Genomic DNA, 17881 nt, shown 5'->3' with positions numbered 1-17881 from the left:
TCCTCCTAATATTTAATATATTATTCTATTCCTTTTGTGGTGTGCCAGATCCACTGCCATTATTGGAACCTCCACCATTATTTGAACCATCTCCGTTATTTGAGCCTCCACCATTGTTTGAGCCTCCACCATTATTTGAGCCACCGCCGTCATTTGAACCTTCTCCATTATTTGAGCCACTGCCATTATTTGAGCCACTGCCGTTATTTGAGCCTTCACCATTATTGGAACCTTCGCCTTCAGTATTTTTGGGTTCAGTATATTTATAATAATTTAAAGTTACTGTAGTACCCTCTTTAACTTGCTGTGATGCTCCTACACTTTGGCTAGTTACAATTCCATCTTGAGATTTATCTGAAGTATCTACAGGATTTCTTGCAACTTTAAGTCCTGCATTTGCCATTATAGATTCTGCATCTTCTATGCTTTTACCATAAACACTTGGAACTGTTACATACTTAACTTGTGGTCCTTTGCTTATTACAATATTCACTTTTGTATTATTTTCCACCTTGGAATCCGGTTCAGGATCCTGACTTATAACTTGATTCCATGCTACTGTATTACTATATTTAGAAGATATACTTCCCACACTAAGTCCACTGCTTGTTATAAGATCCTTTGCTGTATCAAGATCTAATCCAATTACACTTGGAACCACTAAAGTAGCAGGCCCCTCACTTATAACAACCCTTACCTCTGAATTTGACTTTACCTTTGTTCCCGATTTAGGGAAACAGCTAATTACTGTACCTTGGGCTTTATCACTTTTTTCAGTTGCACTTACCACAAAGGTTAACTTTTTACTCTGTACAAGTTTCTTAGCCTCATCCTGCTTCATACCTACTATATTTGGTACTGTAACTTCACTTGAACTGCTGGATATTTTATTATAAAAATATCCTGAAACTCCACCTATAACTATTACAAGCATAAATAAAGCTATCATAAGTATAATTTTCTTTTTCTTGGGATCTAATGCTATCTTATTCTTGAATCTATCTATTGATCCTTCTTCATCATTATAATAGTCATCCTCATTTTTATAATCATCATCTATATCTACGGGATCCATTATACGAGTCATATCCTTATTAAAATCATCATTTAATAAGCTTAATTTCTGATTATTTTCTATCTTCTGCAGATCCAAGAGCATATCTTCCATAGTCTGATATCTTCTTATAGGCTCTTTCTCTACAGCTTTCAGAATCAATTTATTTAAACTTTCAGGAATATTCTCATTTAACTGATTAGGAGGAACTACAGGTTCCTGTATGTGTTTTAAGGCTATAGATACTGGACTTTCCGCATCATAGGGTACCCGACCTGTAACCATTTCATACATAACTATGCCAAGAGAATATATATCTGTTCTAAAATCCAAGAAACCTCCCTTTGCCTGCTCAGGAGAAAAATAATGCGCAGAGCCCATTATTTTATTTGAATTAGTTATTGTAACAGAATTTGAAGCCTTTGCAATTCCAAAATCAGTTACTTTTACTATTCCATCTTCTGTTACAAGAATATTATGGGGTTTTATATCTCTATGTATAATATTGTTTTTATGGGCACATTTTAAAGCTTTAGTTATTTGAATAGCTATTTCCACTGCCCTATCTTGAGGTATTTTTCCTTCTTCTCTTATTATCTGCTTTAAAGTTCTTCCCGTAACACATTCCATAACAATATAGTTTATATCCTCTTGAGATCCTACATCATATATATTTACTATATTATTATCTGAAAGACTGGCAGCTGCTGTGGCTTCTCTTTTAAATTTTTCCACAAATTCTACATCAGTTGAAAACTGTTCCTTAAGAATTTTTACTGCTACATTTCTATTGAGAAGATTGTCTTTAGCCTTATATACAACAGCCATACCTCCTTCTCCTATTTTTTTCAATAGCTCATATCTATTTCCCAGCACAGTGCCTATCATCTTTACACTCCCCTTCAAATACAATAACTGATATATTATCTCTCCCACCTCTAAGGTTACTTAACTCTATTAGTTGTCTGCAGCTATTTTTATTGTCATTTTTTACTATTATATCATACATCTCATTCATGCTTACCCCATTGGATAACCCATCAGTACACAACATTACTTTTCTTACTTCACGAAGATTCACCCTAAAAGTATCTACTTCCACAGATATATTAGTTCCAATGGCCCTTGTTATTATATTCTTATTGGGATGTATAGCTGCTTCCTCTTCAGTTATACTACCTTCATCTACCAGCTGTTGTACAAGGGAATGATCTTTAGTTATCTTTGTAATTCCACTATAACCTATTGTATAACATCCGCTGTCACCTACATTAGCCACTATCATTTCACCATTTTTAGCCAGGCAAGCTGTGATAGTTGTCCCCATTCCACCAAATTTTTTGTTAGTTCTAGACAATTTATAAATTTTGTCATTTGCTAGATTTATAGCTCTCAACAAATCATCTTCCGTATGTATCTCCTCTTTAGACTTTATATAGGAGATAATTGTTTCTACCGCAATTTTACTTGCCACTTCTCCTGCATTATGACCTCCCATTCCATCTGCTATTACATATACTCCTAAATCTTTATTCTTATAGAAATCTGCAAAATCTTCATTTAATTTTCTTACTCTACCTACGTCTGACAAGAGCCCCACCATTTTCTACACCCTTTCTATAACTTTTTGATTCTAAATATCTTCTCCTTAATTGTCCACAAGCGGCATCTATGTCTGAACCCATTTCTCTTCTTATGGTAGTTTCTATTTTATTTTCAATTAATTTATTGTAAAACTTCTTTATATTATCTTCAGAAGACTTTTTAAAATCATTTTCTTTAACTTCGTTTACAGGTATTAAGTTAACATGACATAACAGTCCTTTTAATAATTGAACTAATCTTTCAGCAAATTCCAGGCTGTCATTTACACCTTTAACCAGAGCATATTCAAAAGAAACCCTTCTCCCCGTTTTGTTTATATAATATTTACAGGCATATATTATTTCTTCTATGGAATATTTATTTGCAATAGGCATCATATCTCTTCTACTAAAGTTATCAGGGGAATGAAGTGATATAGCAAGTGTTATCTGCAAATTTTCATCTGCTAACTCCATTATCTTAGGTACTATACCACAGGTGGAAAGAGTTATATGCCTCTGTCCTATATTTAAACTGTATTTGCAATTTACCATATTTAAAAATTTTAAAATATTATCATAGTTATCCAGCGGCTCTCCACTACCCATTAAAACTATATTGGAAATTCTCCCATTTATTTCAGTCTGGGATTTCAAGATTTGTGCTAATATCTCTCCACTGGTTAAATTCCTTACCATTCCATTTACCGTGGATGCACAAAATTTACATCCCATTCTGCATCCTACTTGAGTAGAAACACATATTGAATTTCCATATCTATACTTCATAACTACTGTCTCTATAATATTTTTATCTTGAAATTTATATAAAAATTTATATGTATCTTGTGATTTTGATTTTTGCTTCTCTATTAATTCCGGCATACCAATATAAAAATTTTTTTTTAATTTTTCTATAACATTTTTAGAAATATTAGTCATATAATTAAAGTCATATTGATTTTTTTTATATATCCAATCCATTATTTGTGATGCTCTAAATTTACTTTCATCATTTACTTTCATCCAATTCTCTAATTCTTCTATATTAAAATCCAGAATGTTATACATATATTGCACCTACCTCTGTTTTATCAATCTTGCAATAAAAAACCCATCCATATGGTTATCAGGCAATATAGTCATATACCCTTCTTCATGATAAATTATATTATGAAAGTCCCCACAATATAATTTATCCAATTTATACTGGGGATTTCGAGAAATAAACCAGTTTATATTCTCCTCATTTTCCTTCTTATTTAAAGTGCAGGTAGAATATATAAGCTTACCACCTATCTTTACATATTTTGCAGCATTTAAAATAATCTTTCTCTGTATTTCTATTAAATCTCTCAATGAATCTTCTTTTTTATTCCACTTAATTTCAGGTTTTTTCCTTATTATTCCAAACCCCGAACAGGGAACATCAATAAGAACTCTATCTGCTGTATCTTTAAGGCTTTCTAAATACTTTGCAGCATCTAGCTTTTTGCAAGCTATATTTTTAATACCCAGTCTTTCTGCATTATGCCTAACAAGCGATAATTTGCCCTCATATAGATCATAGCAGTGTACATTCCCTGTGTTTTTCATCAATTCTCCTATATGACAGGACTTTCCTCCTGGGGCACTGCACAAATCTAAAACTGTCATATTTTCTTCAATATCCATAAAATAAGATACAAGCATTGCACTTTCATCCTGTACTGTAATATGCCCTTTTTCAAAAAGAGGATTTAACTCTATATTACTACCCTTATTTATTATGAGAGCTTCCTTATATACATTGCCCCTTTTTACATCATATCCATTAATAATCAATTCATTCCATGCATGTTTGTAATCAGTCTTTAAAGTATTTATCCTTACTGTAACTTTTGGCACAACATTTAGTGAACCCATTATATATTTCCCTAGTTCTTCTCCATACTGATTAATAAAAAGTTCAGCCATCCATCTGGGAAAAGAATATTCAAAACATATTCTATCTATTTTATCCTCTTTATTTCCACAAAATAAATTACTCTTATTTCTTAAATAATTTCTAAGTACTCCATTTACCAGTTTAGAAAGTTTAAAAGAAATATTTTTGGAAAATTCTACAGCTTCATTTACCACCGCAAACTCAGGAATTTTATCCAGATATCTTAACTGATATATAGAAATCCTAAGCATATTTAATATATCTTTATTCATTTTCTCTAAATTGCTCTTTATAAAGTTCTTTAATATACAGTCAATAGTATATTTATACTTTAAAGTACCATATACCAACTCTGTAATTAAAGCCCTGTCCTTTTTATTCAAATCAAATTTATTTAAATATTTATTTAAAACTATACTGGAATATGCATTATCATAAAGTACTTTTTTAACAACTTCCACAGCTACACTTCTAGCACTATTCATATTCTACCTCTATTTAAAAATATATATTTATTTAATCAAATAAATTCCACAAAAACTTTAAGATATCTTTATCAACTTCTATCTCTGCTTATATATATAAGTCTAAGTAAATTAGCTACAGCAGTTAACACTGCTGCTACATATGTCATAGCTGCAGCTCTTAAAACAGATCTTGCCCCATTCAGTTCCTCTGAATAAAGTATAGCTTTTCCTTCCAATATCTTTAATGCTCTGTTTGATGCATTCAATTCTACTGGGAGGGTTATTATCTGAAATAAAACAACTAATGTAAATAAAAATATTCCTATTGTAACAAGACTTCTAATTCCTAAAATAAATCCTGCTATAAGTAATATCCAGGAAGCATTGGAACCAAAATTAACTGCCGGTACAATAGAATTTCTAATAACAAGAGGTAAATATCTATTTTTATGTTGAATGGCATGGCCGGTTTCATGAGCTGCCACACCTATTGATGCCACAGAATTTCCATGATATACTTCCTGTGATAATCTCATAACTCGCTTTCCCGGATCGTAATGGTCACTTAGCTTTCCCGGTATCAACTCTACAGGCACATCATAAAGACCACTGCTATCTAATAACATTCTAGCTACTTGTGCTCCAGTATATCCATTAAGACTTTTATATTTTGAATACTTATTAAAAGTAGAGGATACCCTATATTGAGCCCAAGCTGCTACCAAGAGTGCAGGTATTAGTATGATAAAACTGCTATCCCAATAAAACATAACTTACACCTCCTATAATTATTTTTCTAGTACAATATCTTTTTCTATAGAATGACCTTTTATATATTCCTTAACTTCCATAGGTTTTCCACCTGGAAATTGTATTTTTTTTATTAATACAACTCCCTCTCCACAGGCCACTTTTATTCCTTCCTTACCTACATCTAATATATATCCAGCTTCTTTTTTTGATATTTCATCTAATACTGCAACTTCATATACTTTCATATTTTTTTGTTTATATGGAGTATATGCAATAGGCCATGGATTTAAACCTCTTACAAAACATTTTATTTTTTTACTGCTCAAATTCCAATTTATTTTTGCCATATCTTTACTAAGCATTTTTGCATATGCTGTAGGAGACTCTCCCTGCTTTTTTCTCTTAACTGTGCCTTCTTTTAATCCTTTCAATGTGTGTACCAGAAGTTCTGCCCCATCTTCCATCAGTATATCGTGAAGCTCTCCTGCAGTCATATTTTCTCCAATTTCAAAAGTACTACTCAGGAGAATATCTCCTGTATCCAATCCTGTATCCATAAACATGGTAGTGTTACCACTTTTTTCTTCTCCTTCTATAATACACCAGTTTATAGGTGCTGCCCCTCTATACTTAGGCAGTAGGGATGCATGTAAATTAATACATCCTATTTTAGGTATATCTAATATTTCTTTTGTAAGTAGTTGTCCATAGGCAATCACAACTATAAATTCTGGTTTTATTTTTTTTAAAGCATCTATTATCTCTCTATCATCTTTCAATTTTGTAGGCTGATACACCGGTATATTATACTTTAGAGCCTCTTCTTTAACTGGGGAAAAAGTCATTTTTCTGCCTCTACCCTTTGGTCTATCCGGTTGTGTAACTACAGCTCTAACCTGAAATTCCTCCACTAATCTCTTCAAAGAAGGTACTGAAAAATCAGGAGTGCCCATGAAAACTATATCCATATACTTATTTCCTCCCTATTTTTTTATCATCTTATCTACAAACAGTATCCCATCTAAATGATCTATTTCATGACAAAATGCCCTAGCTAGCAAATCTTCTCCTTCTATTATTACTTCTTCTCCTTTTTCATTTAAAGCCTTTACTTTTACTTTCTTTGGCCTTTTTACCTCTCCCTGGATTTCTGGTATACTCAAGCATCCTTCCACATCTATATAACTTCCTTCAGAATATATAATTTCAGGGTTTATAAGTTTAAATATACCTTCACCTATATCTATTACTACAGCCCTTTTCAAAACTCCTACCTGTGGTGCTGCAAGTCCTACTCCACATTCTTTATACAAAGTTTCTTCCATATCATCAAGCAGTGTAAGTATTCTATTATTTATAACATCTATTTTTCTGCTTTTTTTTCTAAGAAGCTCATCCCCATATTTTATAACATTTCTCAAAGCCATATATTTTACCGCATGAAAATATTTACAAAATGTAAAAATTTTATAAATATTGTGCAGTTTATTCAACTCCTTTCTTTATATGAATTCATCTAAATTTAACAACTCTATACCTACAACATATTATTTGGATTCATATCTATACTAACTCTTATATCATTATAAACATGTTTCAACAAATGATAAACTGTTTTTCTAATATTTTTTGCATCATCTCTTCTTATTTGTCCCTTTAATATTATCTGCCATCTGTATAATTCCTTTATCTTTGATATTTGGCAGGGACAAGGACCTAGTAGTGTAATTTTATCATTCTTTTCCCACATATTTTTTAAAAATATGCCAACATTTTGTATATTTTTTATTAATAAATTTTCATTTTTACTACTCATATTTATAAGAAGTAAATCTACAAAAGGTGGATATTCCATATTTTCCCTTATACTGATTTCTTCCTGGTAAAAACTCTTATAATCATTACTAGCTGCACATCTTATACTATAATTTTCAGGATTATAAGTTTGAACAATTACTTTTCCTGACTTTTCCCCTCTTCCAGCTCTTCCTGAAACTTGAGTTATAAGCTCATAAGTCCTTTCTGCTGCTCTAAAGTCTGGTAGATTAATAGACACATCCGCTGCTATAACACCTACAAGAGTCACATCTTTAAAGTCCAAACCCTTAGCTACCATTTGAGTACCTATTAATATATCTGCTTGTTTATTTTTGAATCTGTTATAAATATTCTCATAAGAATTTTTACTTCTTGTGGTATCAAAATCCATTCTAAGTATATTCGCCTCTGGAAACAATTTTTTTATTTCCTGTTCTACTTTCTCTGTTCCAAGCCCAAAATACTTTACATATTTACTAAAACATTTAGGACACATCTTTGGTATATCACTTACACTTCCACAGTAGTGACACATGAGCTTTTTTTTATCATAGTGATAGGTAAAGGATATATCACAATTATTACATTTAAAAACATACCCACATTTTCTACAGGATACAAAAGTGGAATATCCTCTTCTATTTAAAAATAATATTATTTGTTCCTTTTTTATCAGTCTATCACAAATAGCCTCATACAAAGCTCTACTAAACATGGACTTGTTATTATTTAAAAGTTCCTCTCTCATATCAACAATTTCCACTTCAGGCATTTTTATTCCATTTACTCTATTTTCTATAGTTATAAGTTCAATTTCTCCCCTTTTACATCTATAATAAGTCTCTACGGAAGGGGTAGCTGAACCTAGTATCATTTTACACTCATATTGACTGCATTTCATTTCCCCTATTTCTCTAACATTATATTTGGGATTGCTGTCTGATTTATAACTTCCTTCATGTTCCTCATCTATTATTATAAAACCTAAATTCTTAAATGGAAGAAAAATTGCAGATCTTGCACCTATGGCAACCTTTACCTTTCCCTGTTTTACTCTCATCCATTCATCATATCTTTCACCCTCTGAAAGTTTGCTGTGAACCACACTAATATCTTTTCCAAATCTACCTTTAAATCTTTCAACCATTTGAGGTGTAAGTACAATTTCAGGAACCAATACCAAGGATTCCTTATTTTCTTCCAAGGCTTTTTCTACTATGTGCATATAAATTTCAGTTTTCCCACTTCCTGTAACTCCATGAATTAAGAATATTTTTTTATTAGAACTTATTATTTTATCCACCGCATTTTGTTGTTCTTTATTTAGTTTTTTCTTTGAATAGCTTTCATATTGAACTGTATTATATCTATTTATAATTTTCTCATCTGATAAAAGAAACCCATATTTTATCATAGTATTTAGAGAGGACATTGATATATTATAATTTTTACTTATAAAATTTTTAGTATACAGCCCATTATTCTTCTTTATTAATTCATAAATACTCTTATAAGGTTCTTTATTAAATTTTTCTTCTAGTTTCCTCCCTATAAAGATTAAATTTTTCTTCTTATTTTTTATACCTTTAAATATTCCTGGTGGTATAAATACTTTTATACACTCAAGATACGTACATAAATATTTTTCCCTCATATTTTCTATAAGCTCTAAATCTTTTTTAGTGAAAAGTGAAAAATCATCACAGATATCAATAATCTCTTTAATCTCTATTTGTTCCTGCTCTTTACCATAGAGTCTAACTATAAACCCATCTAATTTTTTATTTCCCCTGCCAAAAGGAACTTTTACTCTAAAACCTATCTCTACTCTGTTTTTTAATTTTTCTGGTATTTTGTAGGTAAAAATTTTATCTAATTTTATAAAACTGTTATTTACAATTACACCTGCATATATATACACTTAATCACCCTTAAATAAACATCAAATAAGAGAGGTATGTTAAATGCCAATCCCTCTCAAACAATAAACTTTATATTTTAAAATACCTAAAAAATTAAATTATCTAGACATTATTATATCAAATATTCTTCTGGCAACTTGCCTTTTATTCATCTTATCTAAACTTACTTTATCTCCATTATTAAACAATATAGTTACTTTATTATCATCTGAAGAAAATCCAATATCAGAACCTGTTATGTCATTGGCAACTATATAATCTAAATTTTTAGCTTTTAATTTTTTCTCCGCATTTTCAAGTAAATCATTGCTTTCAGCGGCAAATCCCACCAAAATCTGTTTATCTTTCAATTGACCTAATCTTTTTAATATATCTATATCCTTAACTAAAGGTAGTAAAAATTCATTTTCATTCTTTTTTATCTTTTTATCTGAATAAATTTTAGGTTTATAATCACATACAGCCGCAGCTTTTACTATTATATCCTGTTTATCAAAATCCTTAAGCACTGCATTTAACATTTCTTCATTTGTACTTACACCTATAAAGTTAACTCCAAAAGGGACTTCTATATTTGTAGGGCCTGAAATAAGAGTTACCTCTGCCCCTCTATCTCTGGCTTCCTCTGCTACGGCATATCCCATTTTTCCAGAGGATTTATTAGTTATATATCTTACAGGATCTAGGTCTTCTCTTGTAGGTCCTGCAGTTACCACAACCTTTTTTCCTCTTAAATCTTTTATATCATAGAGCATATTTTCAATTACCTGTACTATAGAATCCGTATTTTCAAGTTTACCTGTGCCTACATCACCGCAAGCAAGCTTTCCTGTAGATGGTTCTATAAATTCATAGCCTAATTTCCTAAGCCTGTTTATATTGTCCTGTACAATAGGATTATTATACATATTGGTATTCATTGCAGGAGCAAAAACTACAGGAGCTTTGGTAGCCATAATAGTTGTAGTCAAAAGATCATCTGCTATACCATTTGAAACTTTGCCTATTATATTTGCAGTAGCTGGAATTATTGCCATCAAATCCGCTTCTTTAGCAAGAGATATATGCTGAATATCCCAAGCTTCAGGTTCACAAAACATATCAATATTTACTATATTTTGACTTAAAGTTTGAAAACTCAAGGGAGTTACAAACTCTGCAGCAGCTTTTGTCATTACTACCTTTATCTGAAAATCCTTTTTCTTCAATTTGCTAATAACATCCAGAGATTTATATACTGCAATTCCACCTGTTACACCTATAACTATGTTTTTTTTCTCGCCTTTCATCATTTAATACCTTCTTTTACAGTTTCATAAGTAATTGCCCTATCACTTATTTCTTTAATAGCTATGGTTACAGGTTTAGTTGAATCTATATCTACTAAAGCTTCAGAACCTTCAATTAATTGTCTTGCCCTTTTAGCAGTCATGGTAACTAGAGTATATCTATTCTCCACTTTTTTCAATAAATCCACAATAGATGGATTTATCATCGAGTTGTTCATAAGTAACGCCCTCCTTGGAACTTAATATTTCATCTTTAATTCTATCTACTCTGCACTTTTCAGCAGCAATTATGCTTTCTATATTTTTTACTGCACATTCAATAGTATCGTTTATAACCGCATAATTGTATTTTGATACATAATTGATTTCCTTATACGCTGATTTAAATCTGGTCATAAGAGACTCTGGCGTTTCACTGCCTCTTTTTATAATCCTGTTTTTAAGTTCTTCCATTGAAGGTGGAAGTATAAATATAAATACTCCTTTAGGATAAGCTTCCTTTACTTTTAAGGCCCCCTGAATATCTATTTCAAGCACCACATCTTTTCCTTCATCTATTGCCTTTAAAACCTCAGATTTAGGAGTTCCATAATAATTTCCATATACTTTTGCATATTCTAAGAAATCTTTATTCTCCACTTTGGCCTTAAAAATTTCTTCAGTAAAAAAATAGTAGTTTATTCCATCTACCTCTCCCTTTCTTGGGGATCTTGTAGTGGCTGAAATGGACATCCAAAAATTATTTTTGCTGATTAATTCTTTGCATATTGTCCCCTTGCCAGTTCCAGAAGGCCCTGATATAACAATTAAAAGCCCTTTTTTCATTGTGCTTCAACCTCACTAATTTCATCTTCTTCACCTTTAGTTGACAATCTATGTGCTACTGTTTCAGGTTGAACTGCTGATAGTATTACATGATCACTGTCTGTTATTATAACAGCTCTTGTTCTTCTGCCATAAGTAGCATCTATAAGCATACCCCTATCTCGCGCCTCTTGAATTATTCTCTTTATAGGCGCAGATTCTGGACTAACTATAGCTATTAATCTATTAGCTGAGACAATATTCCCAAAGCCTATATTTATTAACTTTATACCCATATATTTCCTCCTAGTTCATTCCACATTTTGTATTTGTTCTCTTATTTTTTCTATTTCATTTTTTATTTCTAATATGCTTTTAGTTATATTTAAATTTGTAGATTTTGAAGCAATAGTATTTGCTTCCCTATTCATTTCCTGTAATATAAAATCAAGCTTCCTTCCTACAGGTTCATCTACAGTTAAAGTCTTCTGAAATTGAACTATATGACTATTTAATCTTACAATTTCTTCATCGATACTAGACTTATCTGCAAATAAGGCCACTTCCATTTCAATTCTACTTTCATCCACCGGATATTCTTCTAATAAATTCCTTAGCCTTTGGGAAAGTTTATTCCTATAATCTTTTACCACTTCCTGAGAATTATTTCCTACTTCAATTAATAAACTTAAAATGTAATTACATTTTTTAGATAGATCTTTCTCAAGCTTTTCTCCCTCTTTTTCTCTCATATCTACAAGCATGGAAAGTGCATCATTTAGAGCCTGTGATAGATACTTCCAGATATGTTCCACATCTTCTTCTTCCTTTTTTAACGTTATTACCTCTGGAAATTTAGCCACAAGACTTAGGGGTATATTTTCTTTTATGTCATATTTTTCCTTGATTCTATTAAAACATTCTACATAGCTATCCGCTAAACCTTCATCCAATACGGCTTTTGTACCATAATTACTAGAACTCCTTTGAGTTACAATTATATCCACCTTACCCCTATTTATTCTTTGTAATATGACTTTTCTCATTTTATCTTCTAAAAGCATAAGACTTTTAGGCATTTTAACATTCAAATCACAGTATCTGTGATTTACACTTTTCATTTCCACTATAAAACTTTGATTCTCATCTTCTAAAGTACCTCTTCCAAATCCAGTCATACTTCTAATCATTATAATTTCATCCTTCCACATATATAACCTTATGAATCCATATTAATTATACATAAATACTAATAATAATTTCAAGGTAATTCCTAGTGGAAGATTTAAAAATCCCTAAATTCCTGTATAAATGAGATAAATTATAACTTTAAAACGATTATAACATAAAATGCCCATAATAAAAGAATAAATTAAAAATTTATTTCTATTTTCCATAATGACTGCTAGCACACAAATATCATTTAAATCAAAAATTTAGAACTTCAGATAATTAAATTTAAACCTATCTAAAGTTCCCAATTAAACATATATAATTACTGATTTTTTGAATATGTTATCGTAAATACTTTAAAAGAATTATAGTATAATACATATTAAGCCGCCATTACCCTCATTTATAATTTTTTGGAGAGTTTTTTGTATTTTTACTTGAATATCTTCCGGCATTTTATATAATTTATTTTGAAGTCCTTCCTTTACTAAAATTTCTAAGGACTTGCCAAACATATTACTCTGCCATATTTTAGAGGGATCGCTTTCAAATTGCTCCAGCAGAGATTTTACCATCTCCTCACTTTCCCTTTCTGTACCCATAATAGGAGAAACCTCTGTTTGAATATCTGCTCTTATAAAATGAAGGGAAGGGGCACTGGCTTTTAGTTTTACTCCAAATCTATTCCCTTGCTTTACTATTTCAGGTTCTTCCAGCTTCATTTCAGAGAGTTGTGGTGCCACAAGACCATATCCTGTTTCTTTAACTTCCTTCAAGGCTCCTGATATTTTATCATATTCAACCTTAGCTTCATGCATCTTTTCAACTATACTGATTAAATCACTTTCCCCTTGAATTTCTTCTTCACAAACTTCGCTAAGTACTCTATAATAAAGACTTTTCTTAGGCTTTAAATTGATCCTTGCAGTTCCTTCTCCCATATTAATTTCCTTTATTACAGGTTCATCTATAAATTCTATGTCACGAACTCCTTGAAGTGACCTATCTATATCTCTAACTTTGTATATAGTATCACACATTTCTTTTACCAAATTTATAAAGTTCACCTTTAGCCAATGTGCAGTATCCATTTTTTCTATCCATTCTGGCATGTCAATATTTATTTCTTTAACTGGGAACTCTTTAAGTACTCTCTGAAATACACTTGTTACATCTTCTTCTTTCATATTTAACACATCCATGGTCTGCACAGGTACATCATATTTGTTTTCTAATTCTTTCTTTAAAGCTACGGTATCAGGGTCATAAGGATGCTGTGAATTTAGAACCGTTATAAAAGGTTTATTTATGGACTTCAATTCATTTACTACTCTTTCCTCTGCTTCCACATAATCTTCCCTGTTTATATCCGTTATAGAGCCATCTGTAGTAATCAAAAGTCCTATGGTAGAGTGCTCGTTTATTACCTTTTTTGTCCCAATTTCCGCCGCTTCCTCAAAAGGTATCTCATAATCATACCAAGGAGTAGTCACCATTTTTGCTTCTTCCCCTTCCATGTATCCTGATGCACTTTTAACTATATATCCCACACAGTCTACCATTCTTATTTTAAATTTGGCACCTCCCTCTAAATTTATCTCTATAGCTTCATTAGGTACAAATTTAGGTTCTGTAGTATGAATGGACTTTCCTGAAGAACTTTGAGGTAATTCATCTTTAGCCCGCTGCTTTTTATAGGCATTATTTATGTTTGGCAATACCATAATTTCCATGAATCTTTTTATAAAAGTTGATTTTCCTGTTCTAACAGGCCCTACTACTCCTACATATATATCCCCCTGCGTTCTCTCTGCAATATCTTTGTATATATCAAAATTTTCCAAAATATGCCCTCCAATAATCTAATATTAACAGTATATATATATTTTTATATGTAACATTTTATTACTAGATCTTTTTATGAAAGCATTGATAATTAAAATAAAAAGCTAGAGAAAAACAAGCTCCCTAGCTTTTCATATCTAAATTATTCGAATCTATTTTTTCATAACTTACAATATTATCTACTATATATATTGGTCTATCTTTTACCTCATCAAATATTCTTCCAATGTACTGTCCCATTATCCCCATACTTATAAAGAATAAACTTATCATAAATGAATTGATGGAAAGTACTAATCCCATACTTAAAATATCAACTTTATTAGCTATATTTTTAATAATTATAATGATTGCTGAAAGCAGGCTTGCTATTAATAGAAAAACCCCCACATAATTTATAAGAGACAAAGGCCTGTAAGATAGTGAAGTTATGCCATCTAAAGCTAGCTTAACCATTTTACTTAACGGGTATTTTGTTTCTCCTGCAAGTCTTTTCTGCCTGACAAACTCTACATAGGTCTGTTTAAATCCTACCCAGCTAACCAACCCCCTTACATATCTATTTTTCTCTGGCAGTGAGGACAATGCATCACATACTTTCTTATCAATAAGTCTAAAATCTCCCACATCCGTAGGTATATCCACACTAGTCATAGATTTTAACAATTTATAATATATGGAGGCTGTAAATTTTTTAAAGAAAGTCTCCCCTTCTCTTTTAACTCTCTTACCATAAACTACTTCATAGCCCTCTTTCCATTTTTCTATCATCTTCAGAATAACTTCCGGGGGGTCCTGAAGATCTGAATCAATTACAACAATAGCCTCTCCCATAGCTATATTCATTCCTGCGGTTATTGCAGCCTGATGGCCAAAATTCCTTGAAAAATTAACTAATTTTATTCTAAAGTCCTTTTTACAAATCAATTGTACTTTAGTTTTTGTACCATCTTTACTACCATCATTTACAAATACAATTTCATACTCTTCTCCTGTAGAATCCATAACTTCTTTAAGTCTTTTATAACTTTCAAATATTACAAGCTCTTCATTATATAAAGGTACCACAACACTATAGATAACTTTATCTTTAAACATCTTTACACCTCACTTAACTTCATCTTTATAAAGATTATAGATAAAAATTATAGTTACAATATGTAATAGTTGTGTGAATTTTATGTGATCATAAAAAGCAACCATCTTTAATTAATGATTGCTTTTAATAGGGTACTTAATTATAAAACTTACGCCCTTTTCTCTATTTACAGCTTTTATATCTCCACCATAAAAATCTATTATTTTTTTTGAAATAGCAAGCCCCATGCCAAAATTACCTGTTTTGTCTTTGTACATATTGTCAAATATATGTTTCATATCTTCATTCTTAATACTATTTCCATCATTATAAATTTCAAGTGTGGAAAAGCCATTTTCATCCTTCAAACTTATATTTATGGTAGTTTTAGCATACCTTAGCGCATTGTCTAATATATTTTCTATAGAAACTTGTATCTTTTCCATATCGCCCCAAATCAGACTCTTATGAATATCTAATTCCCAGTGGATATCATTTTTAAGTACATTAAATCTATCTATCATATTATTTACAATCTGTCCCAAATCAACACTTTCATTTTCCACATTATTCTCCAACATATATTCTAAAGTATTAAAATATAATATTTCTTTAATTCTTTTTTCCAAGTTTAAAGCTTCATCTCTTATTATCTCCGCAGTTTTTTCCACAGAATCTATATATATTCCATCTATAATCGCCTCGGCATGCCCCATAATAACCATAACCGGTGTTTTTAAATCATGGGATATGCTTTGGAGAAATAGCTTTTCATTCTCATCTGCATATTTTAATTTTTTTTGCATAACATTCATAGAATCTGCCAGACTCCCGATTTCATCATTACTTTTAACTTTAATGGGCTCTCCCCATTGTTTATTAGATATTCTTCTAGTGTAATTTTCTAGTTCCTTAAGTGGTCTTGAAATATAAGAAGCTACAAGTTTTGAAGTAAAAAATGCTATAATAATAAATATAATTCCTATAATAATCACATTATATAATATACTATTATCTGCAAAATAGGGCATATAGGTAATAAGATAAGATTTACCAGACTGCTGATTTTTTATTGAACTTATAATAAAAAAGAATTTCCTGTTATTATAGTATTCTTTAAACTGTTTTTGGCCGCTTTCTGCATATTTAGTAAAGCTGATCATCCAATTTCTTTCATCACTCTGCTCTGGTCTAGGTTGATTAGGAGGCTGATTTATATCCATTATCTTGGTTTCATTATTATCTATAGTAACAACCAAATTTTGTATTTCCCTCAAATTTCTCAGCTTATCAAATCTTAAAGGCTCATTAAAATTATCATTTTTTAATAACATATTATGGGCTACCTTTAAATCTTCAATTTTAGCCTTTTCATCAAAAGCTCTAAATACAAACATATATAAAAGGGAAATACAACATATTATTATAAGAATCATAATTGTAAATGTCATCCATATTCTCAACATTAAGGACTTTATTTTAGGTTTCTTCATACTCTCACAACCAATTTATATCCATAGCCATATACTGTTTCTATGGTTAACTTATCTGCTTTTTTTCTCAGCCTTCTTATAGTATCATCCACTACCCTGTCTGAACCAAAGTAATCATTTCCCCATACATTCATTAAAATTTGTTCCCTTGATATTAAATTATTTTTGTTTTCTGTAAGATAACTCAACAATTCAAATTCCTTGTTGGTAAGCTGCAATTCTTCTCCCTTAAAAAAAACCATCCTTTGATTTTTACTAATTAAATATTCTCCAATATTTATATCTGTATTTTTAGTATTATGTTCATTTCCATATATTCTTTCTATAAGCTTATTAGTCCTTATAACCAATTCTCTGGGTAAAAATGGTTTGGATAAATAATCATCACTACCAAGCTCCAGTCCCACTACCCTATCTAATTCTTCATTTCTGGCAGACATAAATATAACAGGAGTACTTTTATTATTTTGTTTTATACATTTAATTAGTTCATACCCATCTATATCTGGAAGCATTATATCCAGTATCCAAAGATCCGGCATATCCTTTATTCTTTTCTTTGCACAGCTGCCATCAAAAAAAGTAGTAACATCATACCCTTCATTTCTGAGATACTTTTCAAGTAAAACATTTAAATTTCGTTCATCTTCTACCAAATATATTCTTTTAGCCAAT

General features: G+C 30.8%; 17 protein-coding genes. All 17 read right to left on the bottom strand.

Going from position 1 to position 17881, the window contains the following annotated elements:
- Positions 1 to 25: 25 nt before the first annotated feature.
- Positions 26 to 1942, bottom strand: a complete 1917-nt coding sequence (gene pknB / locus BS101_RS08275; protein WP_073538399.1) for a Stk1 family PASTA domain-containing Ser/Thr kinase — start codon at positions 1940 to 1942, stop codon at positions 26 to 28.
- Entirely contained in the window at positions 1917 to 2657 is a 741-nt protein-coding gene (locus BS101_RS08270; protein WP_073538398.1) for a Stp1/IreP family PP2C-type Ser/Thr phosphatase, read from the bottom strand. The genes pknB and BS101_RS08270 overlap by 26 nt, the downstream gene beginning before the upstream one ends.
- Positions 2629 to 3708, bottom strand: a complete 1080-nt coding sequence (gene rlmN / locus BS101_RS08265; protein WP_073538397.1) for a 23S rRNA (adenine(2503)-C(2))-methyltransferase RlmN — start codon at positions 3706 to 3708, stop codon at positions 2629 to 2631. Before rlmN ends, BS101_RS08270 begins: the two co-directional genes overlap by 29 nt.
- 9 nt (positions 3709 to 3717) lie before the next feature.
- A complete protein-coding gene (gene rsmB / locus BS101_RS08260; RefSeq protein WP_073538396.1) occupies positions 3718 to 5049 on the bottom strand; it encodes a 16S rRNA (cytosine(967)-C(5))-methyltransferase RsmB in 1332 nt (443 codons plus the stop codon).
- Between the two features lie 71 nt (positions 5050 to 5120).
- Positions 5121 to 5801 carry a zinc metallopeptidase gene (locus BS101_RS08255; RefSeq protein WP_073538395.1) on the bottom strand — a complete coding sequence of 227 codons (681 nt, stop codon included), beginning with the start codon at positions 5799 to 5801 and terminating at the stop codon, positions 5121 to 5123.
- An 18-nt stretch (positions 5802 to 5819) separates the two neighbouring features.
- Positions 5820 to 6752, bottom strand: a complete 933-nt coding sequence (gene fmt / locus BS101_RS08250; RefSeq protein ID WP_073538394.1) for a methionyl-tRNA formyltransferase — start codon at positions 6750 to 6752, stop codon at positions 5820 to 5822.
- A gap of 15 nt (positions 6753 to 6767) precedes the next feature.
- Positions 6768 to 7211 carry a peptide deformylase gene (gene def, locus BS101_RS08245; protein ID WP_073538393.1) on the bottom strand — a complete coding sequence of 148 codons (444 nt, stop codon included), beginning with the start codon at positions 7209 to 7211 and terminating at the stop codon, positions 6768 to 6770.
- 110 nt (positions 7212 to 7321) lie between these two features.
- The gene (gene priA / locus BS101_RS08240; RefSeq protein WP_073538392.1) at positions 7322 to 9523 is read right to left on the bottom strand and encodes a primosomal protein N'; all 2202 of its coding nucleotides are present in this window, start codon (positions 9521 to 9523) and stop codon (positions 7322 to 7324) included.
- Positions 9524 to 9622: 99 nt separating this feature from the next.
- Positions 9623 to 10816, bottom strand: coding sequence for a bifunctional phosphopantothenoylcysteine decarboxylase/phosphopantothenate--cysteine ligase CoaBC (gene coaBC, locus BS101_RS08235; protein ID WP_073538391.1), 1194 nt, complete (start codon positions 10814 to 10816; stop codon positions 9623 to 9625).
- Positions 10813 to 11031, bottom strand: coding sequence for a DNA-directed RNA polymerase subunit omega (gene rpoZ, locus BS101_RS08230; protein WP_012101755.1), 219 nt, complete (start codon positions 11029 to 11031; stop codon positions 10813 to 10815). Before rpoZ ends, coaBC begins: the two co-directional genes overlap by 4 nt.
- Positions 10973 to 11638 carry a guanylate kinase gene (gene gmk / locus BS101_RS08225; protein ID WP_073538390.1) on the bottom strand — a complete coding sequence of 222 codons (666 nt, stop codon included), beginning with the start codon at positions 11636 to 11638 and terminating at the stop codon, positions 10973 to 10975. The genes rpoZ and gmk overlap by 59 nt, the downstream gene beginning before the upstream one ends.
- Entirely contained in the window at positions 11635 to 11913 is a 279-nt protein-coding gene (gene remA, locus BS101_RS08220) for an extracellular matrix/biofilm regulator RemA (protein ID WP_012101753.1), read from the bottom strand. The genes gmk and remA overlap by 4 nt, the downstream gene beginning before the upstream one ends.
- A gap of 15 nt (positions 11914 to 11928) precedes the next feature.
- Entirely contained in the window at positions 11929 to 12807 is an 879-nt protein-coding gene (locus BS101_RS08215; RefSeq protein WP_073538389.1) for a YicC/YloC family endoribonuclease, read from the bottom strand.
- 348 nt (positions 12808 to 13155) lie between these two features.
- Positions 13156 to 14634, bottom strand: a complete 1479-nt coding sequence (spoIVA, locus tag BS101_RS08210) for a stage IV sporulation protein A (protein ID WP_073538388.1) — start codon at positions 14632 to 14634, stop codon at positions 13156 to 13158.
- Between the two features lie 124 nt (positions 14635 to 14758).
- Positions 14759 to 15733 (bottom strand): glycosyltransferase family 2 protein, encoded by a 975-nt coding sequence (locus BS101_RS08205; RefSeq protein WP_073538387.1) that lies wholly within the window; start codon positions 15731 to 15733, stop codon positions 14759 to 14761.
- Positions 15734 to 15844: 111 nt separating this feature from the next.
- The gene (locus tag BS101_RS08200; protein WP_073538386.1) at positions 15845 to 17206 is read right to left on the bottom strand and encodes a HAMP domain-containing sensor histidine kinase; all 1362 of its coding nucleotides are present in this window, start codon (positions 17204 to 17206) and stop codon (positions 15845 to 15847) included.
- Positions 17203 to 17880 (bottom strand): response regulator transcription factor, encoded by a 678-nt coding sequence (locus BS101_RS08195; RefSeq protein ID WP_073538385.1) that lies wholly within the window; start codon positions 17878 to 17880, stop codon positions 17203 to 17205. Before BS101_RS08195 ends, BS101_RS08200 begins: the two co-directional genes overlap by 4 nt.
- Position 17881 lies beyond the last annotated feature (1 nt).

The organism is Clostridium kluyveri (assembly GCF_001902295.1).
GTDB lineage: Bacteria > Bacillota > Clostridia > Clostridiales > Clostridiaceae > Clostridium_B > Clostridium_B kluyveri_B.
Note: the sequence above shows the minus strand (reverse complement) of the source record. Positions and strands in the feature narration are given on the sequence as shown.

Bases quoted from the DNA above. Each gene is read 5' to 3' on its own strand.
- pknB (WP_073538399.1), bottom strand. From the start codon at position 1,942: ATGATAGGCACTGTGCTGGGAAATAGATATGAGCTATTGAAAAAAATA.
- BS101_RS08270 (WP_073538398.1), bottom strand. From the start codon at position 2,657: ATGGTGGGGCTCTTGTCAGACGTAGGTAGAGTAAGAAAATTAAATGAA.
- rlmN (WP_073538397.1), bottom strand. From the start codon at position 3,708: ATGTATAACATTCTGGATTTTAATATAGAAGAATTAGAGAATTGGATG.
- rsmB (WP_073538396.1), bottom strand. From the start codon at position 5,049: ATGAATAGTGCTAGAAGTGTAGCTGTGGAAGTTGTTAAAAAAGTACTT.
- BS101_RS08255 (WP_073538395.1), bottom strand. From the start codon at position 5,801: ATGTTTTATTGGGATAGCAGTTTTATCATACTAATACCTGCACTCTTG.
- fmt (WP_073538394.1), bottom strand. From the start codon at position 6,752: ATGGATATAGTTTTCATGGGCACTCCTGATTTTTCAGTACCTTCTTTG.
- def (WP_073538393.1), bottom strand. From the start codon at position 7,211: ATGGCTTTGAGAAATGTTATAAAATATGGGGATGAGCTTCTTAGAAAA.
- coaBC (WP_073538391.1), bottom strand. From the start codon at position 10,816: ATGATGAAAGGCGAGAAAAAAAACATAGTTATAGGTGTAACAGGTGGA.
- rpoZ (WP_012101755.1), bottom strand. From the start codon at position 11,031: ATGAACAACTCGATGATAAATCCATCTATTGTGGATTTATTGAAAAAA.
- gmk (WP_073538390.1), bottom strand. From the start codon at position 11,638: ATGAAAAAAGGGCTTTTAATTGTTATATCAGGGCCTTCTGGAACTGGC.
- remA (WP_012101753.1), bottom strand. From the start codon at position 11,913: ATGGGTATAAAGTTAATAAATATAGGCTTTGGGAATATTGTCTCAGCT.
- BS101_RS08215 (WP_073538389.1), bottom strand. From the start codon at position 12,807: ATGATTAGAAGTATGACTGGATTTGGAAGAGGTACTTTAGAAGATGAG.
- BS101_RS08205 (WP_073538387.1), bottom strand. From the start codon at position 15,733: ATGTTTAAAGATAAAGTTATCTATAGTGTTGTGGTACCTTTATATAAT.
- BS101_RS08200 (WP_073538386.1), bottom strand. From the start codon at position 17,206: ATGAAGAAACCTAAAATAAAGTCCTTAATGTTGAGAATATGGATGACA.